Origin of the sequence: Bacteroides sp., assembly GCF_028690125.1 — a bacterium.
In the GTDB taxonomy this organism is placed as follows: domain Bacteria; phylum Bacteroidota; class Bacteroidia; order Bacteroidales; family Bacteroidaceae; genus Bacteroides.
Genome location: NZ_JAQVBV010000002.1, coordinates 309304 through 332483, shown reverse-complemented (window position 1 = coordinate 332483; position 23180 = coordinate 309304). Strand labels below are relative to the sequence as shown.

Below are 23180 nucleotides of genomic sequence, written 5' to 3'. Positions count from 1 at the left end.
CCCTAGTATGATGAGTTGCTGCAGTTGTAATTGTTGCAGCAGTATATTGTGCTCAGTCCACGATTGTGAAGAAGTTGATTGTATAATTTCAGTTTCCATTGTGTTTGAATGTTAAATGCAGAAAATAAGTTGGTATACAGAACAGTACAGTCATGATCAGATTGACGATCCATGAATCTCCGGTCATAGCCGATTCTACTTGCGGAGATATGGTAAAGTAATTTCCGATTATGGAATATATTGCACTCATAAGTTGTAGGGCAATGAAAGCTATAAGGCTTGTCCATAAACTACGACTATGCACATACAGCCAGCCGAACCATAGTCCGTATAACAACCCTAATATAGGTAACAGTGTTATACAACCCCATACTACTGCATAAATAATAGCTGCTATTACGATAGATTTACGAGTATTATACTCAAGGAGAAGTCCTCTTAAAATGACTCCTCTAAATATAATTTCTATTGTAAATGGAGTGAGTATGGCACTAATAATATAAAAGATGTATTGAGTTTCATCGACCCTTTCATTGTTAATGGCAGCAAATTCTTTTGTAAGAAATTCAGGATACGGTATCACAGAATGAATCAGTGCGTGTAACCAAGGGATGCAGAGTGTGCCTCCCACAGCAAGCAATAAAGTTTTTGTTCCTACATTATTGAATCGAAGAATAGACCGGTCCATAACTTTCGTTCGGAAAGCGATGGCAAGTACTCCTGTTGTAATTCCGTAAAGAAGCGTAGAGTATAAGTAAGAGGGAGTATTTGTTATGACGCAGATAATTAGAATGACTATAGTCCATAATAAGAATAAAATAGCCAACCAAATAGATGTACGGCAGTTAGGATAAGTGAACATTTCCATAATTTTAAATTTTAGATGTAAATAATAGGTTTGTCGGAACAGTATTACAAAATAGAATCTTTTTTTTCGTACTACCAAATAGTCGAAAAAGATAAGGGGGACAAAATATATACTTTAGAAAGTGCTGTCGTATCTCGAAAAAGCCGATTAAAAGGTTTACTGGGGGACAATAATTAACTCACATTAACTATATGACTCTTTGTAACAAGCATTATAAATAGGTTATAGGTCAGTCTGGAAAACCAACCATACGAGTGTTTGCTTATCTTTTAAATATGATAAAATGATAGATTTTTGATTTATAATTTAAATAGATTGCGTACTTTTTTCTACTTTTGCAAATCATTTATTTAAAATCCAACCATTTATATGCAGGAAAAGATAATAATTCTTGATTTCGGTTCGCAGACAACACAGCTCATCGGGCGGCGTGTACGCGAATTGGATACGTATTGCGAAATTATTCCTTATAACAAATTTCCTAATGATGATCCTACCATCAAAGGAGTTATCCTCTCCGGAAGTCCTTTCTCGGTATACGATAAAGATGCTTTCAAAATTGATTTGAGCGAGATTCGTGGTAAATATCCGATTTTAGGTATTTGCTATGGTGCGCAGTTTATGGCTTATACTAATAATGGAAAGGTTGAGCCCGCGGGCACACGTGAATATGGTCGTGCTCATTTGGCTTCTTTCTGCAAAGATAATGTGCTTTTTAAAGGAGTACGCGAGAATACACAGGTATGGATGAGTCATGGAGATACAATTACTGCGATTCCTGATAACTTTAAAAAGATAGCTTCTACTGATAAAGTGGAGATTGCTGCTTACCAGGTTGAAGGAGAAAATGTATGGGGTGTACAGTTTCACCCGGAAGTGTTCCATAGCGAAGACGGTACTCAGATTTTGAAGAATTTCGTTGTAGATGTTTGCGGCTGTAAACAAGACTGGTCTCCGGCTTCGTTTATTGAAAGTACGGTTGCCGAGTTGAAGGAACAGTTGGGTGATGATAAAGTAGTACTGGGTTTGAGTGGTGGAGTTGATTCTTCAGTTGCCGCCGTATTGCTGAATCGTGCGATTGGTAAGAACTTAACTTGTATCTTCGTAGATCATGGAATGCTGCGTAAGAATGAGTTCAAGAATGTGATGAGTGATTATGAATGTCTGGGACTGAATGTGATCGGTGTGGATGCCAGTGAAAAGTTCTTTGCTGAACTGGCTGGTGTGACAGAACCCGAAAATAAGCGTAAGATTATAGGTAAGGGCTTTATCGATGTATTTGATGAAGAAGCCCACAAAATAAAAGATGTGAAATGGCTGGCTCAAGGTACTATTTACCCAGACTGCATCGAATCATTGTCTATTACAGGAACAGTTATTAAAAGTCATCACAACGTAGGTGGTTTGCCGGAAAAGATGCATTTGAAACTTTGTGAGCCACTTCGTTTGTTGTTTAAAGATGAAGTTCGTCGTGTAGGTCGTGAATTGGGTATGCCGGAACATTTGATTACTCGTCATCCGTTCCCCGGACCGGGTTTAGCTGTGCGTATCTTGGGTGATATCACTCCTGAAAAAGTACGTATTCTGCAAGATGCTGATGATGTTTATATTCAGGGATTGCGTGACTGGGGATTGTATGACCAGGTATGGCAAGCCGGTGTTATTCTGCTTCCGGTTCAATCTGTTGGTGTAATGGGAGATGAACGTACTTACGAAAGAGCGGTAGCATTGCGTGCTGTTACTTCTACTGATGCGATGACTGCTGATTGGGCACATTTGCCTTACGAATTTCTTGGTAAGGTTTCGAATGATATCATCAATAAGGTAAAAGGTGTGAACCGTGTTACCTATGATATCAGTTCCAAACCACCGGCAACGATTGAGTGGGAATAAATCCGGATGTTTTTTATTATGCAATTACCGTAAATGCTCATTGGCAATTTGATATAAAGTAGTTTATTGGTGTTGCAGAAGTCATTATAAATGTGTTGCGGATATTTTATCTGCAACACATTTTTTTCAAAGTTCACTTTATATCGCTAAAATCTGCAATTAATGTTGCGGATCTTAAATGACAATCAATAAGATTATGGAAAAGAAAATACGTTTTGGAGTAGTCGGTACAAATACTATTACTGATAAGGTAATTGCCGGTGCCCGGCAAGACAGTCGGTTTGAGTTAGTGGCCGTATGCTCACGCACAGAAGAAAGAGCGAACTCATTTGCTGTGAAACACCACATTCCATACACTTTTACTTCATTGGAGGATATGGCAAGGAGTTCCTTGATTGATGCCGTATATATTGCAACCCCTACCTATATGCATGCCTCTCAAAGTATCTTGTGTATGCGTTATGGAAAACATGTATTATGTGAAAAACCTCTTGCTTCAAATGCGATTGAGGCTGAAGCTATGATTGCAGCTTCACATAAATACGGTATGACTTTAATGGAGGCCATGATAGCAACCGTGAATCCAAATTTTCGTATCATAAAAGAGTATTTGAAAAAAATAGGAACCATCCGCCGTTATTTTGCATGTTATTGCCAGTATTCTTCCCGATATGATCATTTCAAAGAAGGAATTGTTATGAATGCGTTCAAACCTGAATTGTCAAATGGTGCTGTAATGGATATTGGTATTTATACTATTTATCCAATGGTAGCATTATTCGGACGTCCTCATAAGATTGATGCGAGTGGTATTATACTTTCGTCCGGTGTAGACGGACAGGGGGCTGTTAATTTCCAATATGAGGGAATGAATGCTACCGTGTTGTACTCAAAAATAGTAGATTCTTTCCTTCCTACTGAAATTGAAGGGGAAGAAGGTAATTTACTTTTAGATAAAATTCAGACCATACAAGAAGTTACATATTTGCCGCGCCATACTACTGCTATATTAAACAAGGGGACAACTATACTTTCTGAATCGGTAGGTTCTCAATTGGAAAGAGATAAATATTTTTATGAAGTGGAAGAGTTTATAAATTTGATAGAGCAACGCAGGATTGAATCTGATATAAACAGCCACAATCATTCACTTATCTCGTTAGAGATCATTGATGAGATACGCAGACAAATAGGGGTAGTTTATCCGGCGGACAAAGAACCAAGATTATGATATCGGAAACTGCTTAGTGAATTCGACATTGTTTTCCAATGAAAATCTTCGATCGGGGGGCTTTGATTTTTTACTGCTCAATTATATTTTATATCACTTTTTGCCCTCATGCCCTCACTTATTGCTGTAACCTCCGTATTCATCGGATTTACAGTAGTTAGAGCAACGATGGTGGCAGAGTGGTAGCAACCGTTTGCCCTCACTCTATATGGCTCCGTAATATCCACTTTCCGGTACATAAATCGGTTGCATCACACCACCTTCATTTTTTAGCTTGCCTTCTTCGCGTAAACGCCGGATATGGCGCATAGCCGTACTTCTGGTCATTCCACAAAGGCTTTGAAAGTCACATCTCCGCATGAATTGATGCGTTTGGAAATACTTAGTGAGTCGTTGATCAATCTCTTCATTTGTCAGTTGCTTGAAATTCAACGCTCCTTTGAGGGATTTTGCTTTTAGAATACCAAATTCGTTTTTCAATGTTTGGTCTGCACGAAACTGGATAGCTTTCAGCTTCACTTTCGTTGATTTCCGTTTGGTGCTAACTGTTACAGGTTCCGTACAGGTAAGGCAAGGGCGAAAGTAACCTATGCCGTCCAAATGTACTTGTTTTCCATCTGCCAATTCCTGTCCCAAGATGTGCGAAAGAGCATCAAGCACAGCGGTAACATCGGTTTCGGTCAGTGAACAGCGTTCTTGAATACGACGGCGTATTATGTTAGTTCCTATGGAGCCGTTGTATTTAATACGCGGATGCAGCGTCTTTTTTCCTTCGTGTTTGTCCGATGGTCTCGGATCTTCATACCAATCAAATAATATTGCCATAGTTCTATGTTTTAATGTTATGGTTCTTATTCTGTTTTCTCTTGTATAGAAAGTGTGAATACTTTGTGTTTCTTCTGCAAACTATACTTGTTCTTTAATAGCTCACTATTGTGAATCAATTTGTTTACACTTGTGAATGAATTGATTCAAATATGTTAGCTTATTTGTTTACGGATGTGAGCCTTTAATAACTATTACACAAAGATACATAAACAATAGGGACAGAACAAATAAAATCCAGGTTTTTTATCAGATGAAATACTTGTGATTTAGTAATTAATAGTGTACCTTTACGGGTATTAAGCAGTAAGTTATAATTGTGAAAAATAGACAAGATAGAATGAAAATTACTTTAATCAGGCGAGATAACGTGAGTGGCAAAGAAGCTCTCAGTGTATGTGAGACTGGTGTTTTATTCGACAAAATGAAGGCGGAAACTAAATCCGGATATATTACGGCTTTGCGGGAATTGATACCGATATTGGAGGGCACGTATGCCCAATATGAACATATTGATAAATTGCCATACATTTATCCTGGCATAGAATATGCCCGTATCAAAGGAGGTGAACGAAGAATGAAACAATATAACGGACTGGTACAGTTGGAGGTAAATCGGTTGGCGGGCTTGTCCGAAATGGAATTTGTAAAGCACCAGGCGTCACTATTACCCCAGACCTTTGCCGCATTTTGTGGTTCCAGTGGTCGTAGCGTGAAGATATGGGTACGTTTTGCGTTGTCGGACGACGGAGGACTACCAGTGAAAGAAGCAGAAGCGGAACTGTTTCATGCTCATGCCTATTTGCTCGCTGTGAAATGTTATCAACCGATGCTTTCTTACGACATTGATCTGAAAGAACCCGTCTTAGCTCAAAAGTGCCGTATGACGTTGGACGAGAATCCTTATTATAATCCCCATGCAGTGCCGTTCTGCTTGGAGCAACCGCTAACGATGCCGGGTGAGGAAACTTTCCGGCAACGGAAACAGGGGGAGAAGAACCTTTTATTGCGGCTGAAGCCGGGGTATGAGTCGGCTAAAACCTTTACGAAGATTTATGAAGCTGCCTTAAACCGAGCACTTCAGGAAATGGAGAACTGGAAACGTGGAGACGATTTGCAACCTTTGCTCGTACACTTGGCCGAACATTGTTTTAAAGCAGGTATACCTGATGAAGAAGCTGTTCGTCAGACGTTTATCCATTATTATCGTGAGTCGGATAAACAGTTGATACGTTCGACGCTTCATAATCTTTATCAGGAATGTAAAGGCTTCGGGCAGAGAAGTAGTGTGGGCCGGGAGCAAGAAACGGCTTTTCTGCTGGAAGAATTTATGAGCCGCCGTTATGAATTTCGTTACAACACAGTGTTGGATGATTTGGAATACCGCCAACGTGATTCTGTTCATTTCTATTTTAAACCTGTGGATAAACGGGTACGCAACAGTATCTCTATCAGTGCTTTAAAAGAAGGTATAAATGCCTGGGATCGTGATGTAGACCGTTTCCTGAATTCAGAATTTGTTCCTTTGTATAATCCTGTAGAAGAATTTCTTTATGATGTAGGTCGTTGGGACGGCAAAGACCGTATTCGTGCGTTGGCAGATCTGGTTCCCTGCACTAATCCATACTGGAAGGAGTTGTTCTATCGTTGGTTTCTAAGTATGGTAGCCCATTGGAGAGGAGTGGATCGGCAGCATGGCAACAGTACTTCGCCTTTGCTTGTCGGTGCGCAAGGTTATCGCAAATCTACATTTTGTCGTATGATTCTGCCACCGGAATTGCGTTTCGGCTATACGGATAGCATTGATTTTAAGAGCAAGCAAGAAGCTGAACGTTATTTGGGACGTTTTTTCCTGATTAACATTGATGAGTTCGACCAGGTTAATGTCAGTCAGCAAGGATTTTTGAAACATTTATTGCAAAAGCCTGTTGCTAACTTACGTAAGCCTCATGGTAATACTATCCGGGAGATGCGTCGCTATGCTTCTTTTATTGGCACCAGCAATCAGAAAGATTTGCTTACCGATCCCACTGGTAGCCGCCGTTTTATCTGCATTGAAGTGATAGCTCCTATTAAAACCAACGCTCCTATTAATTACAAACAGCTCTATGCCCAAGCGATGGAGGCTGTTTCTAAGGGGGAGCGTTACTGGCTGGATGATGAAGATGAAAAGATATTGAAGCAGACAAATCGCGAATTTGAGCAGATGAGTCCATTAGAGCAACTGTTTCATTGCTTTCTCCGTCCGACCGGAGAAGAGGAGGGTGGCGAATGGATGACATCCATGCAAATTTTGAATTATTTGCAGACGAAGACGCGTGATAAGCTGGCTATTAATAAGGTGTCAGTTTTCGGGCGAGCACTTCAAAAGTTGAATATCCCTTGTCGGAAGTCTAGTAAGGGGACACTTTATCATTTGATGAAAGTGGAATGAATGAAGTACAGAGTGAGGGCAAACAGTTGCTCTCACTCTGCTACCATCGGATCTCTCATAGCTGGAACTACGATGAATAGGGGATTTGGTGAGGATAGTGAGAGCGTGAGGGCAATGAGGCTCATTATTCATAAGAGCGAAAGTCACCGGAGCTGGGAAAGCTCGCATTGAGTCTCTTTAATGTTCCATCTTTTCCAATGAGTACAAAGTGTGGGATATTTGTCACATTGATATATTTGGCGTATGCGGAACTAAAGTCTCCTGAAGCGATATATGCCTTTTTAACAATGTCAAGTTCTGTAGCTTTAGCCTTTGCTTTATTAAAGTCTTTGGTTTTATCCAGCGATAGATATACAAAAACGTTCCCTTTTCAATCTCCCGTGCGCATGGTTCACACCATGAAGCCCAATAATCTAGTACGATTTGTTTTTGCCCAGGTATCTTTCCTCGCATAAATATTCTCACCACTACCTATAGTACTGCCTAAAATCCTTTTCTGCTATTTCACCAGTTGCTTGAGCCAGTTCTAATTTTAGTTTCGTCATAATATAAATATTTAGACCTTATAGTAGCTTCTGTGCATCCGGAATGAGAATCTCTTTTCTATGCAACTCAATTAAACCATAATCCTGTAGTTCATTCAGTGCTTTGGAAATATTCAAACGAGTGTCGTCCAGACAGCGTGCCAGATCATCCATCTTCGCCTTAAAAATCTTTTTCCCTTGTGGCTTTTCGCAGTGCGATAAAAGGAAACGAATAATTTTACTTTTCAAATCCGGAGTGGGTTCTTCCCATAAACGAGCATAAAGATTTTGTGCACGGTTACTGATTATGTTCATATAGTTGAGGCGGAAAATCTCATACCTGAAAAGGTCGTTAAGTACAAAATCCTTGCTTATATTGACAGTATGAGCTTCCGTATGAGCTATATAGGAAGATGTATAAGTAGTGCTCATACCAAATAATGACTGAGGTTCGATCAGATAGGGAGATTCTATTCTCTCAATTACTGTATACGTATCTTCTTTTGACGTTGTAATTATAGAGATCTCTCCTTTCAGCAAGAAACATAGCTGTTTGCAGGGGCTGCCGTTTTCTATAATTATTTCTCCGGCTTTATGTTTGAAAAAATGCAATTTGACCTTATCTAATATATTGGTGAAGTCTTCATGACAAAGACCCTGAAATAAAGGTAATTGAAGCAAAGTATCGAACATCGTTTCCATGCGCTATCATCTTTTGTTAATTTCACAAATTTACTCATTATACGATATGCATAATCTTATCTGACCTTACTTTTTGTTTTTTTTATTGTTTGAAAGCCTAAAAATAGAGTATATTTGCAATAAAAAAGGAGGATATTATGCTTGCAAGCTTTAATTGGCAGCAAATGTTCAGTGCATTTATTGCACTTTTTGCTGTAATAGATATCATTGGTTCTATACCTATTATCATAAACTTGAAAGAGAAAGGCAAGGGAGTGAATGCAATGAAGGCTACTATAATCTCTTTTATCTTGTTGATAGGCTTCTTTTATGCAGGAGATATGTTATTGAAGCTCTTTCGGGTGGATATTGAATCATTTGCGGTTGCAGGTGCATTTGTTATTTTTCTTTTATCTTTGGAGATGATTCTGGACATTGAGATTTTTAAGAATCAGGGGCCTATTAAGGAAGCTACTTTGGTGCCACTTGTTTTCCCCTTATTGGCAGGTGCCGGTGCGTTTACTATGTTACTTTCCCTTCGGGCAGAATATGCTGATATTAACATAATTATTGCCTTGATACTAAATATGATATGGGTTTATTTTGTGGTAAGTATGACCGGACGGGTAGAACGCTTTTTGGGTAAAGGAGGTATTTATATTATTCGTAAGTTTTTTGGGATTATTCTTTTAGCTATTGCTGTAAGACTATTTACTGCAAATATTACCTTATTAATAGCAGCGTTGCAAAAACATTGATTAAAATATAAATATTCGGCAAGTCTATAGTGCACAAGAAGGTATCTGACTATAGACTTTCCGTATCTTCTTTATCATTTTTTTCTATTTCCTCCTCAAAGCTTTCTATTTCAAGATCCTTTTCCTCAATTTCATTTTCATCTGCAAAAGGATCCGGACATTGAGGTCCATAGTTTACAAAAGCAAATGCACAGAGGACTCCCATAATACCACCGCTGAGATGTCCTTCCCACGACATATTGGCAGGAGAAAAATAAGGAAACATATGCCACACAATTCCTCCGTATAGAAATGTGACTAATAAAGATATGGCAATTAGTGGAACATATTTGCGAAGAATACCACTGAAAAAGAGAAAGAAGGCAAAACCATAAACAAGTCCACTTGCACCAATATGCCATCCTGGTTTGCCAATGAAGAAAGTAAGCATCCCACAGCCAAGCCAGATAAGTATGAAAATCCTACCAGATATTCCCCGGTAAAAGTAAAATAAGCACCAAGATAAGAAGAATAAGGGGAGGGTGTTTGCTAATAAATGACTGAAACCGCTGTGTATCAATGGATGAGTCAGGATACCTATTATACCTCTTTTCTCCATAGGATAAACTCCCAGATGAGAGAAGTCCAGATCCATTCCTACTTCGACTACTTTTAACAGGTAAAGGATAAAAATAAGAAACAAAGATCTGGCTGCAGCTAGCATGATATGCTGAATGTCTTGCTTCATCACATTCTTTTCTTTAGATATTTTACGCAATACTACGAATATTTGCACAAAATCTAAAAATAAAAAGCCTTTTTATTTTTGTTTTTATCTATAATTTGTACATTTGGGCATTATACCTATGTAGACAATGCTCTGAGCGGTGCTTGTGTGCTATGGACCAAATAATTAACCTTTAAATAATGCACAACTATGAGTTATTTACATTTTGACAAGACCCTCATGACGAATCTGGAAGAGTCCCTTCAACGGGAAATTCTCCGGACGAACAAAGCGGGAGCTTATCATTGTACAACGATTGTTGATTGTAACACACGCAAATATCACGGGTTGTTGGTAATTCCTGTTCCAAATCTCGACGATGAAAATCATGTGCTGCTATCTTCTCTTGATGAAACGGTAATTCAACACGGTGCGGAGTTTAACTTGGGCTTACATAAATATCAGGGAAACCACTTTAGTCCGAATGGACATAAGTATATTCGTGAGTTTGATTGTGAACATATCCCGGCGACAACTTACCGTGTTGGAGGTGTGGTTCTTCGCAAAGAGAAAATCTTTGTACACCATGAAAATAGAATTCTGATTCGTTATACATTACTTGACGCGCATTCGGCTACCACCTTGCGTTTCAGACCTTTTCTGGCTTTCCGCAGTGTGCGTGAATATACGCATGAGAACTCGCAGGCGAGTCGCGATTATCAGATTGTGGAGAACGGTATCAAGACTTGTATGTATTTCGGTTATCCGGAATTGTTCATGCAGTTGAATAAAAAATGTGAATTCATTTTTCAGCCGGACTGGTATCGGGGAATCGAATATCCGAAAGAGCAGGAGCGTGGATACGACTTCAATGAAGATCTTTACGTCCCGGGGTATTTCGAGGTAGATATCAAGAAAGGCGAAAGTATTGTTTTCTCTGCCGGAACCTCCGAAATTTCACCGCGTAGGTTGAAGCAAACATTTGATGCGGAAGTTGCCGATCGTACTCCGCGTGATAGTTTCTATCATTGCTTGAAGAACTCGGCTCATCAGTTCCACAATCAACAGGGAGAGGAACATTACATCCTTGCCGGTTATCCCTGGTTTAAGTGCCGTGCCCGTGATATGTTTATTTCTTTGCCGGGACTGACTCTTGCCATTGACGAGGTGGATCAATTTGAAGATGTGATGAAAACTGCTGCAAAGGTGATTCGTAATTATATAAATGATGAACCGATAGGATTCAAAATTTATGAAATGGATCATCCGGATGTTTTGCTTTGGGCTGTTTGGGCTTTACAGCAATATGCTAAGGAGACTTCCCGCGAGCAATGCCGACAGAAGTACGGTGAGTTGTTGGTAGATATTATGGAATTTATTCGGCAGCGAAAACATGATAACCTTTTCTTGCATGAAAATGGTTTGCTTTTTGCTAATGGAGCGGATAAGGCGATAACGTGGATGAATTCTACGGTAAATGGTCGTCCGGTGATTCCACGCACAGGATATATAGTTGAGTTTAATGCTTTGTGGTATAATGCGCTTCGCTTTGTTGCCGATCTGGTTCGTGAAGGAAATGATCCTCATCTGGCTGATTCGCTCGATGCACAGGCAGAGATAACAGCTCAATCATTTATTGAAGTATTCCGTAATGAATACGGTTATTTACTCGATTATGTAGATGGTAATATGATGGATTGGAGTGTGCGCCCTAATATGATCTTTGCCGTCGCATTCGATTATTCACCTTTGGATAGGGCACAAAAGAAGCAAGTGCTCGATATTGTAACCAAAGAGTTATTGACTCCAAAGGGACTTCGTACGTTAAGTCCCAAGAGTGGGGGATATAGTCCGAATTATGTTGGTCCTCAGATACAGCGTGATTATGCTTACCATCAGGGTACAGCCTGGCCGTGGTTGATGGGATTCTATATGGAAGCCTATCTTCGTATTTATAAGATGAGCGGTTTGTCGTTCGTAGAACGTCAGCTCATCGGATTGGAAGATGAATTGACCATTCATTGCATCAGTTCATTGCCTGAATTGTTTGATGGTAACCCGCCTTTCAAAGGTCGTGGAGCCGTTTCATTCGCCATGAATGTTGCCGAAGTGCTGCGTATTCTAAAGCTGTTGTCTAAGTATTATTAAAAGGAGGAGGAACGAAGATGAAAGTTTTAATGTTTGGATGGGAGTTCCCCCCGCATATCTTAGGAGGTTTAGGAACTGCCAGTTATGGTCTGACAAAAGGAATGTCTCAGCAGAGTGATTTGGAAATCACCTTCTGCATCCCCAAACCATGGGGAGACGAGGACCAGAGTTTTTTGAGAATAATCGGTATGAACAGTACTCCTATAGTCTGGAAAAATATCGATTGGGAGTATGTGAAGGGACGTTTAGGTAGCTATATGGATCCGCAATTATATTATGATTTGCGGGACCATATCTATGCTGACTTCAACTATCTTCACACCAATGATCTTGGATGTATTGAGTTCTCCGGTCGCTATCCGGATAATCTGCACGAGGAGATTAATAATTATTCTATTGTGGCAGGGGTGGTAGCCCGCCAACAGGAATTTGATATTATTCACTCTCACGACTGGCTGACTTATCCGGCAGGTATTCATGCCAAACAGGTGTCCGGCAAACCTTTAGTGATCCATGTACATGCCACTGACTTCGATCGTAGTCGTGGCAATGTAAATCCGACGGTGTATGCCATTGAGAAGAATGGTATGGATCATGCTGACCACATCATGTGTGTGAGTGAACTAACTCGTCAAACGGTGATTCATAAGTATTTTCAAGACCCGAAGAAGGTCTCTACCGTACACAATGCCGTTTCGCCTCTGTCGCAGGAAATTCAGGATATTGTTCCATTAAAGAAACCGAATGAGAAGGTGGTAACTTTTCTGGGACGTATTACCATGCAGAAGGGACCGGAATATTTTGTGGAAGCTGCTGCATTGGTGTTGCACCGTACGCGTAATGTCCGTTTTGTAATGGCTGGTAGCGGTGATATGATGGACGAGATGATTCGCTTGGTAGCCGAGCGTGGTATTGCTGACCGTTTCCATTTCCCAGGATTCATGAAAGGAAACCAGGTGTATGAGGTATTGAAAGCTAGTGATGTGTATATCATGCCATCTGTTTCCGAACCATTTGGTATTTCTCCGTTGGAGGCTATGCAATGTAGCGTTCCTACTATTATTTCCAAACAGTCGGGTTGTGCTGAGATTCTGGAGAACTGCATCAAAACAGATTATTGGGATATTCATGCGATGGCAGATGCTATTTACTCTATTTGTACTTATCCTGCAATGTACGATTACCTGAAAGAAGAAGGTAAGAGAGAAGTGGATGAGATTAAATGGGAGAATGTGGGATACAAAGTACGTGGTATCTACGACGAGGTTATAAAAAATTATGGTAAACAATAAAAGATTATAGATTATGAGAACGATCTGTCTTTATTTCGAAATACATCAGATTATACACTTGAAACGTTACCGTTTCTTCGATATCGGCACTGATCATTATTATTATGATGACTATGCGAATGAAACAGGCATGAATGAAGTTGCCGAGCGTTCTTACATACCTGCGCTCAACGCATTAATTGAGATGGCAAGAAACTCGGGAGGTGCATTTAAAGTGGCATTGTCCATTTCGGGGGTAGCATTGGAACAGTTGGAAATTCATGCTCCGGCTGTAATTGACCTGCTTCATCAATTGAATGATACCGGTTGTTGTGAGTTCCTCTGCGAACCATACTCACATGGCTTGTCGTCATTGGCTAACGAAGATTGCTTTCGCGAAGAGGTACTTCGGCAACGTGATAAGATGAAGCAGATGTTTGGCAAGGAACCGAAAGTTTTCCGTAACTCCAGTTTGATTTATTCGGACGAAATAGGTGGTATGGTAGCTTCTATGGGCTTTAAAGGTATGCTGACTGAAGGTGCTAAGCCTGTTTTAGGCTGGAAGAGTCCTCATTATGTATATCATTGCAACCAGGCTCCCGGCTTGAAATTGTTATTGAGGGATTTTAAATTGTCTGATGACATAAGCTTGCGTTTCTCTAATTCAGAATGGGCGGAGTATCCATTGTTTGCAGATAAATATATCAACTGGATAGATGTCTTGCCACCGGAAGAGCAAGTGATCAATATTTTTATGGAGCTGGCTGCATTGGGTATGGCTCAGCCTTTGTCTTCTAATATTCTTGAATTCTTAAAAGCTTTGCCGGAATGTGCAAAGGCTAAAGGTATCACATTCTCCACACCGACAGAGATTGTTACGAAACTGAAATCTGTTTCTCAACTGGATGTTCCTTATCCCATGTCATGGGTGGACGAAGAAAGAGATACCAGCAGTTGGTTGGGTAATATCTTGCAACGCGAAGCTTTTAATAAGTTATATAGTGTGGCAGAGCGTGTTCACTTATGTGACGACCGTCGTATCAAACAAGATTGGGACTATTTGCAGGCTAGCAATAATTTCCGTTTCATGACTACAAAGAATACCGGTATCTGGCTGAATCGGGGTATTTATGATTCTCCTTATGATGCCTTTACTAACTACATGAATATCTTAGGTGACTTTATTAAGAGGGTAGATTCATTATATCCTGTGGATGTAGATAATGAAGAACTTAATTCTCTCTTGACTACCATTAAGAATCAGGGTGAGGAAATTGCAGATTTACAGAAGGAAGTTGCTAAATGGCATCATAAGGTAGAAAAAGAGACTGTAAAAGCTTTTAAAAAGGTTACTGTGAAAAAGGAGCCTGCATTTGAGGAACCTGTTAAGAAGGCTACTGCACCTAAAAAGACTGCTACCAGTTCAAAGAAGGCAGCGAAGAAAGAATAATTTTACTGATCATTTTATTAACCATGAGCCGCTTGATCGTTTCAATGCTCATGGTTATTTTTATAAGTATAGTATAAAAAAAGCGCGAACTACAATTTGTAATCCGCGCTTTTTTATGCTATTAATATTTTTCTATTAGTTGCCGAAGTTTGTTGAAACGACTTCTAATTTTAATTTAAACTTGTCTTGTTCCTCTTTGCTATAATTAGGATCAGTAGCTCTTGAACCTCCTTTGAGACGTACATAACCAGGTTTTAAATCATGCTGCACACTAATAATTTGCCTGTTTTGTGAAGTAGGATCATCATAAGTAATGAGGACAGGAATGAGAAGGACCTTATTCCAATCACTATATTTCTCCCAATCAATTATGTTATCAACAATTTTAGTCTCTGTTTCACCTTCAGCATTAGTGAATTGAAGCGTTATAGTTTCTCCTTTCAGGAATTTCTTTTCTGCTGCCTCTCTTTCTCCATCTGCAACACAATCATTTACCAGATTAGTTATATTACTGAAAACATATTGATTGATGTTAGTAGAATGTGAGGTTAAATAGGATGTTATATTATCAGTCAGCTGATTATTTTCAAAGAATGAATCTTTAAATTTTTTACGTATAAGCATTAGAGTCGATGGATAAGTCATACCGAATTTATTCTCACTTGACTGATTATAATTAGAGAATGTTAGCTTTACGGCATTCAATGTATCCAGTTGCAATTTTTCATTAATTTCATTGATCGGAAGTATTGCTTGGGTAAAAATACCTGCCGGAGATTTGATATATGTATTGTTATCTTCCTCAATTAATTCTTTAATCTTTTCTTTATCATTAGCCAGTTGATTGGCTTGAATAACTTCACGGGTAGATACAAAATCACGAGTCGTATAATATGTGGAATCTGCTGTACTACCTGACTTTTTAAGCTTTATACCTGTTTTTTTGTCTACTTCATAACATTTATAGACTACGCGCATTTGTGCTTGGGAAATATATAGTATAGTTCCATCTCCATAATCGCTTTTTATATAGATTCCCTTAAATATATCACTGAATTTGTTATAATCAAAACTTGTTCCTGCTCTTCTCGCAGCTCTTAAAATCTTTCCACCGACTTTATAGGAAATATCATCTTTAAAACTGAAATTCACGTTTGGCGTATAACTATCCGACTTGCGGATAGAATCTTTTATAGATAAATCAACAGCTGTATAAGTTTTACTGCCTAATAAATCAGCTTCATTATAATAGTTGTTCGGATCAATATTGGTATAGTAAGGTTTGTCTTTGAGCTCTAGCTTTTCGTCTAGCTCATAAACACTTAATCGGCAGGCAGTCAATGAGTCTCCAAAATAGCTTTTATACCATAAATAAAGTTCGACAGTGTGAATATTACCAATAGGTTCTCCGATTGGCTCATTTTGGTCGTTGTCGTAGATAAGTTTAATATCATCGGCAGGTTCTATAACCATATTATTAGCAACCTTTCCATCAGCATTTAAAGCATTATTTTTATAAACTCCCGGGAATGTTAGTTTTTCAGGACAGTTTATAGATGCCAAAAAGCCTGCCTGATAAGTCCCAAATGTTTCGTCAGTAAATTTACCTACATAGCCGATATTGGTTTTCGCATAAATTTGACCTGTGGGAACAGAACTGGTTGTTACATCAAAAGTAGTTAATCTTCCGCTAATGTTTTGGTCGCTTCCCGGAAACATTCCTAATCCCAGTCCGGCAGTGTTATCATCACATCCGAAAAATGTGATAGCTAATAAGGCTATCAAGGCATATTTTGCTTTCATGATCGTCGTTTCTTGATTTTTTATTCTTCTTTTTGGTTTGCTGTAGCTTCCCATACCTGGTCATAGAACTCATTGCATGCGTCTGAGTAATTATCCGGGTTCTGATAATCAAGTACTAATTTACCTGATTGGCGGGCATATTCGATGATAGATTGATCCACTTTTTCGCTGTTCTGGATCACACCGTCGGAATGGTCAATAGCAAGTTTGCAGAGAGTGGCATAATCTATCGGCTCTTTTAAAGCAGCTAAGTCTTTTTTCGAAATGCCTTTCAATATTAATTTGCTAGCAAAGTCTTCACTGAATGTATTCTTAAAGTCATCTTCGTATACGGAGAATACTATTTTAGCATCGCGGAAAGAAGGTTCGTCTTTGTACGCTCTCTTAATATAGAGAGGTGCTAATGCCGTCATCCAACCATGGCAGTGGATAACATCCGGACACCAACGGAGTTTTTTCACTGTTTCCAACACACCACGTGCATAAAAAATGGCACGACTGTCGTTATCATCATATTCCACACCATTCTCGTCTACTGTTTGCAGTCGGTTCTGGAAATAGTCATCATTATCGATGAAGTATACCTGCATACGTGCAGATTGGATAGAAGCAACTTTTATGATAAGTGGGTGATCAGTATCGTCAATAATCAGATTCATACCTGAGAGTCGGATCACTTCATGCAGTTGGTTTCTGCGTTCGTTGATATTTCCCCATTTGGGCATAAAAGTTCTGATTTCACGGCCTTTTTCCTGGATTGCCTGCGGCAGATTCCTACCTATATTGGCCATTTCGGATGCTGAAACGTAAGGTGTAATCTCTTGTGTAATAAATAAAACTTTATTCGCCTTTGTCATAATAACAATAGTTCTCTATAATATTCTGCAAAGATAGCAAAAAAAAGGAACTTTAAATAGCATATTCTTTCTTTATGTGGCAAATATTAGTTTATTTTGCAGAGTTTTTGCAAACGACCAAAACATAAACCAATTAACGAAGATGAAAGTAATACACACTATCAAGGATTTACAGGCTGAATTGGCAGTTCTGAAAGCCCAAGGTAAGAAGGTAGGACTGGTACCCACAATGGGTGCTTTACACGCAGGACACGCATCGCTGGTAAAGCGCAGTGCAAGCGAGAATGATATAACAGTAGTGAGTGTATTTGTAAATCCCACTCAGTTTAACGATAAAAATGATCTGGAAAAGTATCCCCGTACGTTAGATGCAGATTGCTGTCTATTAGATGATTGCGGGGCAACATTTGTCTTTGCTCCGTCGGTAGACGAAATGTATCCGCAGCCTGATACCCGTCAGTTCAGCTATGCTCCACTGGATACGGTAATGGAGGGGGCTTTCCGCCCGGGACATTTTAATGGAGTTTGCCAGATTGTCAGCAAGTTATTTGATGCGGTAACACCGGACCGTGCTTATTTCGGTGAGAAAGATTTTCAACAATTGGCAATTATTCGTGAAATGGTTCATCAGATGGATTATAAGCTGGAAATAGTTGGTTGTTCAATCGTTCGTGAAGAAGATGGGCTGGCATTAAGTAGCCGGAATAAACGTTTATCGGCTGAAGAACGTGAAAATGCTTTAAATATTTCACGAACAATCTTTAAAAGTCATACCTTTGCAGCGTCTCACACAGTGAGTGAGACACAAAAGATGGTGGAAGATGCGATTGCGGTTGCTCCGGGCTTGCGTTTGGAGTACTTCGAAATTGTAGATGGAAACACATTGCAGAAGATTAGCAATTGGGAGGATACTTCATATGCGGTAGGCTGTATCACAGTGTTCTGCGGAGAAGTTCGTCTGATTGATAATATTAAATACAAAGAATTCTAATTTAAAAGACGAAACCTTATGATGATTGAAGTGTTGAAGTCGAAAATTCATTGTGCACGTGTCACAGAGGCTAATCTGAACTACATGGGTAGTATCACGATTGATGAAGACCTGTTGGATGCAGCGAACATGATTCCGGGAGAAAAGGTGTATATCGCTGATAATAATAATGGCGAACGCTTTGAAACCTACATTATCAAAGGTGAACGCGGTTCCGGTAAGATTTGTCTGAACGGTGCTGCTGCCCGTAAGGTGCAACCTGATGATATTGTGATTATCATGTCGTATGCACTGATGGATTTTGAGGAGGCGAAGTCGTTTAAGCCGAGCGTGATTTTCCCGGATCCGGCAACGAACAAGGTAGTGAAGTAAGAGAAAACAATTCTTTTATATGAAAAAAATCCTTGATTACAAAAGTAGTCAAGGATTTTTTTTATGGGGTAGGGGGATGTGTTTATTCTAATTGAGAAAATTGTGTATAGCTTGCTATTTTTTTAACTGCTCATTCATTGCAGCGGCTGCTTTACGACCATCGCCCATTGCGAGGATTACTGTTGCTCCACCTCGTACGATATCACCACCTGCAAAGATCATGGGAATGGAAGATTCCATGTTGTCATTTACAGTAATAGTGCCTTTACGACCTAATTCCAGTCCTTTGATAGAGCTTGGAACAATCGGATTCGGAGATACACCAACGCTGACTATAGCCAGATCAATGTCAATCGTTTCAGTTGCTCCGGGGATCGCTACCGGGCTACGACGTCCGGAAGCATCCGGTTCTCCCAATTCCATTTTTTGAAGAACAACTTGTTTTACCCGGCCTTGTTCATCCGCAGTATATTCAATCGGGTTATGCAGTGTAAGGAACTCTATGCCTTCTTCTTTAGCGTGTTTTACTTCTTCAATACGAGCAGGCATTTCTTCTTCCGAACGACGGTAGATGATCATAGCACGTTCTGCACCCAAACGTTTAGCCGTACGTACGGAGTCCATAGCTGTATTACCACCACCAATTACTGCTACATTCTTGCCGAAAGCTACCGGGGTATCGGAATCTTCACTGGCTGCATCCATCAGATTAACGCGAGTCAGGTATTCATTGGAAGACATAATATTAATGGAGTTCTCGCCTGGTATATTCATAAAGTTGGGTAGTCCTGCACCCGAAGCTACGAATATACCTTTGAATCCTTCCTCTTTCAAATCTTCTACGCTGATTGTTTTTCCTACAATACAATCTTTGATGAAATTGACTCCCATTTTGGAAAGATTTTCAATTTCGACATCAACGATCTTATTAGGCAAACGGAATTCCGGAATACCATATTTCAATACACCACCAATTTCATGAAGTGCTTCAAATACAGTTACATCATATCCATATTTGGTCATATCTCCTGCAAATGACAGTCCGGCAGGTCCTGAACCAATCACTGCAATTTTGATACCATTTTTTTCTGCGATTACGGGGACAGAAATGTTTCCGCTTTCACGTTCATAATCGGCAGCAAAACGTTCCAAATAGCCGATAGCTACCGGCTTTTCGTTCATTTTTAAATGGATGCATTTTGATTCACATTGTTTTTCCTGTGGACAAACACGACCACAAACAGCCGGAAGTGCGCTTGTTTCTTTCAATGTTTTAGCTGCTTCGAGGAATTCACCGCGTTCGATGTTTTTGATGAAACGAGGAATATCAATCCCTACAGGACATCCTTCCATACATCCCGGATTGGCACAGTCGAGACAACGCTTTGCTTCAGTAACAGCTTGCTCGGCTGTTAATCCTTGATTCACTTCTTCTTTGCGGCTGTGTGAACGATACTCGGCATCAAGCTCATTCATTTCAACACGAGGAATGGCTGTGCGTTCCTTCGCTTTCATGGATTTACGTAATTCCTGTCTCCATGCAGCATTACGGCTTTTCTCATCTATTTCTTTGGTTGCTTCGCATTCAGATTCGAGCTTGTGCATTTCCTCACGTTCGATATTTTTGAATGCACCCATACGTTTCAACATTTCATCAAAGTCCACTTGGTGACCGTCGAACTCAGGACCATCTACACAAACGAACTTCGTTTTTCCTCCAACAGTGATACGGCAAGCACCACACATTCCTGTACCATCCACCATGATTGTATTTAATGATACTTCAGTTGGAATTTCATATTTCTTAGTCAGCAAGCAAACGAATTTCATCATGATGGCAGGACCGATAGCGAAGCATTTATTTACTTTCTCGCGTTTGATTACTTCTTCTACACCTTCTGTTACCAGACCTTTACGGCCATAAGATCCGTCGTCTGTCATGATGATTACTTCATCTGAGCTTTCGCGCATTTCCTTTTCCAGTATAATGAGATCTTTATTGCGACCTGCCAATACTGTAATCACTCTATTTCCGGCAGCTTTCAAAGCTTGCACGATAGGAAGCATCGGAGCAACACCTACACCTCCTCCGGCACAAACTACTGTTCCGAAATTTTCAATATGGGTAGCTTGTCCCAATGGACCTACTACATCTGTGATATAATCGCCCTCGTTTAATTCACAGAGACGGGTAGAAGAAAGGCCGACTTCTTGCACTACCAATGTGATAGTACCTTTCTTCATGTCAGAACCGGCAATAGTTAAAGGCATACGTTCACCCTTTTCGCCTACACGTATAATAACGAAGTGTCCGGCCTTGCGGGATTTAGCAATTAAAGGAGCTTCAATCTCAAGTTTAAAAACTTTTTCTGAAAAACGTTCTTTGCGAATAATTCTGTTCATTATATTATCTTTATTACGTAATTTCTTTCTTTTTGCTAAGATTTTGCAAAGATAAGGCTTATTTGTGAAAAATGAATAGCCTGATTGCTAAAACTGCTAGTGTCTTTTCATTTATGTACTGTTTTTAGTATCCAATCAGCTATATCTTTCAATACTTCTTTGCTGAAAGTTTCCTTTATTTCGATGTATCCATCCATTTGCCCAGTCTGGCAATGTTGGAAGAAATGGTTTGGATTGGAGTAAATCTTGGTGGTTACTTGTGTATTACCATTGCTGCGGATATTCTTTCCTATAATAGGTGACTCTAAATCAGTCGTTACTTGTTATCCTTCGTGTTTATAATTGTGAAATTACATAGCTTTTTATTGTAATATTCAGTAAAAGCAGACGAAGAAATATCTTTTATTGGAAGATAATAAAGCCTTCTAAGAAATAGGAGGAGAGATAATTTATAAATAGTAGAAGCTAACCTAGAAGTATTATAGTCCTTTCTCTCTGTGGAGGAAAGCGTAAATAACTTCTGGGTTAGCTTTTTTATGAATGATTTCGAATTAATCGATAATATCGAAACCGCAGTATGGAACCAATGCTTTCGGAATCTTAATACCTTCCGGAGTCTGATTATTTTCTAGTAAAGCAGCAACGATACGAGGTAGTGCCAATGCTGATCCGTTTAATGTATGACAAAGTTCTGTTTTCTTTTCTGCACTACGATAACGGCATTTCAGACGGTTAGCCTGATAAGTGTCGAAATTGGATACGGAACTAACTTCCAACCAACGTTTTTGTGCTTCGGAATATACTTCGAAGTCAAAGCAGAGGGCAGCCGTAAAACTCATGTCACCACCACAAAGACGCAGGATGCGATAGGGTAGCTCCAATTTCTGTAACAAGCCTTCCACATGATCCAACATTTCCTGATGAGATTGTTTGGAATGTTCCGGTTTATCAATGCGAACCAGTTCCACTTTAGAAAATTCGTGCAGACGATTTAAACCCCGCACATCCTTGCCATAAGAACCAGCTTCACGGCGGAAACATTGAGTATAAGCGCAGTTCATGATTGGCAATTGTTTCTCTTCCAGAATTACGTCACGGTAAATGTTGGTAACAGGTACTTCTGCAGTCGGAATCAGATATAAATCATCTACTTCGCAATGGTACATTTGTCCTTCTTTGTCAGGAAGCTGTCCTGTACCATAACCGGAAGCGGCATTGACAACAGTCGGCGGCATAATTTCGGTGTATCCTGATTTGCGGGCTTCGTCCAGAAAGAAGTTGATGAGGGCACGTTGAAGTTGTGCACCCTTTCCTTTGTATACAGGAAAACCTGCACCTGTGATCTTCACACCCAAGTCGAAATCAATTAAATCATATTTCTTTGTCAATTCCCAGTGAGGAAGAGCGTCTTTAGGAAGTTCAGTTTCCATCCCACCCATTTTCTCCACTACATTATCTTCGGCGCCTGCACCTTCGGGTACACTATCGTAAGGGATGTTAGGAATAGTATAAAGCATATTCTGCATATCATTGGCAGCTTCTGTCATAGTAGCATCCAATTCCTTATTGATTTCCTTCAATTCGGCAACGTGGACACGTGCAGCTTCGGCTTCTTCTTTCTTACCTTCTTTCATTAATTGTCCGATAGTGCGTGAAAGGGAATTAACCTCTGCCAGATTCTTATCTAATTGGTTTTGTGTGTTACGTCTCTTGTCATTGAAAGCGATAACTTGGTCGATCGTTTCTTTTGCATTCTTGAAATGCTTCTTTTCCAGTCCGCGGAGTACCGCCTCTGTGTTCTCTGTAATTTGTTTAATGGTAAGCATAGCTATATACTTTTTTTTGAACTTTCTTTGTTTCGAGTTACAAAGATAGAGCAAAAAAAAGATATATAGGCATAGTTATTATACATTTTCCGTATAATAGTTACGGTAAAATCTAAGAATATATGCTTTTTTATTCATG

17 protein-coding genes are annotated in these 23180 nt (G+C 39.6%); 9 read left to right on the top strand and 8 right to left on the bottom strand.

What is annotated here, in order from left to right:
- Positions 1–88: 88 nt before the first annotated feature.
- Positions 89–868: a CPBP family intramembrane glutamic endopeptidase gene (locus tag PHO71_RS02945; protein WP_300198640.1), complete on the bottom strand. Its 780-nt coding sequence runs from the start codon at positions 866–868 to the stop codon at positions 89–91.
- Positions 869–1237: 369 nt separating this feature from the next.
- Between PHO71_RS02945 and guaA the strand changes: the two genes are divergently transcribed.
- Positions 1238–2761, top strand: a complete 1524-nt coding sequence (gene guaA, locus PHO71_RS02940) for a glutamine-hydrolyzing GMP synthase (protein WP_300198637.1) — start codon at positions 1238–1240, stop codon at positions 2759–2761.
- Between the two features lie 196 nt (positions 2762–2957).
- Positions 2958–3992, top strand: a complete 1035-nt coding sequence (locus PHO71_RS02935; RefSeq protein ID WP_300198634.1) for a Gfo/Idh/MocA family oxidoreductase — start codon at positions 2958–2960, stop codon at positions 3990–3992.
- Positions 3993–4196: 204 nt separating this feature from the next.
- On the opposite strand, the gene PHO71_RS02930 is transcribed toward PHO71_RS02935, so the two are convergent.
- The gene (locus tag PHO71_RS02930; RefSeq protein ID WP_300198631.1) at positions 4197–4817 is read right to left on the bottom strand and encodes an HU family DNA-binding protein; all 621 of its coding nucleotides are present in this window, start codon (positions 4815–4817) and stop codon (positions 4197–4199) included.
- A gap of 340 nt (positions 4818–5157) precedes the next feature.
- Here PHO71_RS02930 and PHO71_RS02925 point away from each other — a divergent pair, with 340 nt between their 5' ends.
- A complete protein-coding gene (locus PHO71_RS02925; protein ID WP_300198628.1) occupies positions 5158–7251 on the top strand; it encodes a BT4734/BF3469 family protein in 2094 nt (697 codons plus the stop codon).
- 563 nt (positions 7252–7814) lie between these two features.
- Here the strand turns inward: PHO71_RS02925 and PHO71_RS02920 are convergent.
- A complete protein-coding gene (locus tag PHO71_RS02920; RefSeq protein ID WP_300198625.1) occupies positions 7815–8477 on the bottom strand; it encodes a Crp/Fnr family transcriptional regulator in 663 nt (220 codons plus the stop codon).
- A 137-nt stretch (positions 8478–8614) separates the two neighbouring features.
- Here PHO71_RS02920 and PHO71_RS02915 point away from each other — a divergent pair, with 137 nt between their 5' ends.
- Positions 8615–9214, top strand: coding sequence for a MarC family protein (locus tag PHO71_RS02915; RefSeq protein WP_300198622.1), 600 nt, complete (start codon positions 8615–8617; stop codon positions 9212–9214).
- 49 nt (positions 9215–9263) lie between these two features.
- On the opposite strand, the gene PHO71_RS02910 is transcribed toward PHO71_RS02915, so the two are convergent.
- Positions 9264–9941, bottom strand: a complete 678-nt coding sequence (locus PHO71_RS02910; RefSeq protein WP_300198619.1) for a rhomboid family intramembrane serine protease — start codon at positions 9939–9941, stop codon at positions 9264–9266.
- Positions 9942–10130: 189 nt separating this feature from the next.
- Between PHO71_RS02910 and PHO71_RS02905 the strand changes: the two genes are divergently transcribed.
- From PHO71_RS02905 to PHO71_RS02895, 3 genes are read left to right on the top strand one after another with little or no spacing between them, the layout of a single operon-like run.
- Positions 10131–12068 carry a glycogen debranching enzyme N-terminal domain-containing protein gene (locus PHO71_RS02905; RefSeq protein WP_300198616.1) on the top strand — a complete coding sequence of 646 codons (1938 nt, stop codon included), beginning with the start codon at positions 10131–10133 and terminating at the stop codon, positions 12066–12068.
- A 17-nt stretch (positions 12069–12085) separates the two neighbouring features.
- Entirely contained in the window at positions 12086–13360 is a 1275-nt protein-coding gene (locus PHO71_RS02900; RefSeq protein WP_300198613.1) for a glycosyltransferase family 4 protein, read from the top strand.
- A gap of 13 nt (positions 13361–13373) precedes the next feature.
- The gene (locus tag PHO71_RS02895) at positions 13374–14789 is read left to right on the top strand and encodes an alpha-amylase (RefSeq protein WP_300198610.1); all 1416 of its coding nucleotides are present in this window, start codon (positions 13374–13376) and stop codon (positions 14787–14789) included.
- Positions 14790–14924: 135 nt separating this feature from the next.
- Here the strand turns inward: PHO71_RS02895 and PHO71_RS02890 are convergent, their stop codons facing one another.
- Together PHO71_RS02890 and PHO71_RS02885 are read right to left on the bottom strand one after the other, a co-directional pair.
- Positions 14925–16592: a DUF4270 domain-containing protein gene (locus PHO71_RS02890; protein WP_300198607.1), complete on the bottom strand. Its 1668-nt coding sequence runs from the start codon at positions 16590–16592 to the stop codon at positions 14925–14927.
- 20 nt (positions 16593–16612) lie between these two features.
- A complete protein-coding gene (locus PHO71_RS02885) occupies positions 16613–17449 on the bottom strand; it encodes a glycogen/starch synthase (RefSeq protein WP_300198604.1) in 837 nt (278 codons plus the stop codon).
- A 142-nt stretch (positions 17450–17591) separates the two neighbouring features.
- On the opposite strand from PHO71_RS02885, the gene panC reads away from it, so the two are divergent.
- Both panC and panD read left to right on the top strand, forming a co-directional pair.
- Positions 17592–18440: a pantoate--beta-alanine ligase gene (gene panC, locus PHO71_RS02880; RefSeq protein WP_300198601.1), complete on the top strand. Its 849-nt coding sequence runs from the start codon at positions 17592–17594 to the stop codon at positions 18438–18440.
- An 18-nt stretch (positions 18441–18458) separates the two neighbouring features.
- Entirely contained in the window at positions 18459–18812 is a 354-nt protein-coding gene (gene panD, locus PHO71_RS02875; protein ID WP_005677409.1) for an aspartate 1-decarboxylase, read from the top strand.
- A 114-nt stretch (positions 18813–18926) separates the two neighbouring features.
- Here the strand turns inward: panD and PHO71_RS02870 are convergent, their stop codons facing one another.
- Positions 18927–21215 carry a bifunctional dihydroorotate dehydrogenase B NAD binding subunit/NADPH-dependent glutamate synthase gene (locus PHO71_RS02870; protein ID WP_300198590.1) on the bottom strand — a complete coding sequence of 763 codons (2289 nt, stop codon included), beginning with the start codon at positions 21213–21215 and terminating at the stop codon, positions 18927–18929.
- Positions 21216–21766: 551 nt separating this feature from the next.
- Positions 21767–23041 (bottom strand): serine--tRNA ligase, encoded by a 1275-nt coding sequence (gene serS, locus PHO71_RS02865; RefSeq protein WP_300198587.1) that lies wholly within the window; start codon positions 23039–23041, stop codon positions 21767–21769.
- Positions 23042–23180 lie beyond the last annotated feature (139 nt).

What these genes read in the sequence shown, in the direction of transcription:
- PHO71_RS02945 (WP_300198640.1), bottom strand. Translation starts at nt 868, where the DNA reads ATGGAAATGTTCACTTATCCTAACTGCCGTACATCTATTTGGTTGGCT.
- guaA (WP_300198637.1), top strand. Translation starts at nt 1,238, where the DNA reads ATGCAGGAAAAGATAATAATTCTTGATTTCGGTTCGCAGACAACACAG.
- PHO71_RS02935 (WP_300198634.1), top strand. Translation starts at nt 2,958, where the DNA reads ATGGAAAAGAAAATACGTTTTGGAGTAGTCGGTACAAATACTATTACT.
- PHO71_RS02930 (WP_300198631.1), bottom strand. Translation starts at nt 4,817, where the DNA reads ATGGCAATATTATTTGATTGGTATGAAGATCCGAGACCATCGGACAAA.
- PHO71_RS02925 (WP_300198628.1), top strand. Translation starts at nt 5,158, where the DNA reads ATGAAAATTACTTTAATCAGGCGAGATAACGTGAGTGGCAAAGAAGCT.
- PHO71_RS02920 (WP_300198625.1), bottom strand. Translation starts at nt 8,477, where the DNA reads ATGGAAACGATGTTCGATACTTTGCTTCAATTACCTTTATTTCAGGGT.
- PHO71_RS02915 (WP_300198622.1), top strand. Translation starts at nt 8,615, where the DNA reads ATGCTTGCAAGCTTTAATTGGCAGCAAATGTTCAGTGCATTTATTGCA.
- PHO71_RS02910 (WP_300198619.1), bottom strand. Translation starts at nt 9,941, where the DNA reads ATGAAGCAAGACATTCAGCATATCATGCTAGCTGCAGCCAGATCTTTG.
- PHO71_RS02905 (WP_300198616.1), top strand. Translation starts at nt 10,131, where the DNA reads ATGAGTTATTTACATTTTGACAAGACCCTCATGACGAATCTGGAAGAG.
- PHO71_RS02900 (WP_300198613.1), top strand. Translation starts at nt 12,086, where the DNA reads ATGAAAGTTTTAATGTTTGGATGGGAGTTCCCCCCGCATATCTTAGGA.
- PHO71_RS02895 (WP_300198610.1), top strand. Translation starts at nt 13,374, where the DNA reads ATGAGAACGATCTGTCTTTATTTCGAAATACATCAGATTATACACTTG.
- PHO71_RS02890 (WP_300198607.1), bottom strand. Translation starts at nt 16,592, where the DNA reads ATGAAAGCAAAATATGCCTTGATAGCCTTATTAGCTATCACATTTTTC.
- PHO71_RS02885 (WP_300198604.1), bottom strand. Translation starts at nt 17,449, where the DNA reads ATGACAAAGGCGAATAAAGTTTTATTTATTACACAAGAGATTACACCT.
- panC (WP_300198601.1), top strand. Translation starts at nt 17,592, where the DNA reads ATGAAAGTAATACACACTATCAAGGATTTACAGGCTGAATTGGCAGTT.
- panD (WP_005677409.1), top strand. Translation starts at nt 18,459, where the DNA reads ATGATGATTGAAGTGTTGAAGTCGAAAATTCATTGTGCACGTGTCACA.
- PHO71_RS02870 (WP_300198590.1), bottom strand. Translation starts at nt 21,215, where the DNA reads ATGAACAGAATTATTCGCAAAGAACGTTTTTCAGAAAAAGTTTTTAAA.
- serS (WP_300198587.1), bottom strand. Translation starts at nt 23,041, where the DNA reads ATGCTTACCATTAAACAAATTACAGAGAACACAGAGGCGGTACTCCGC.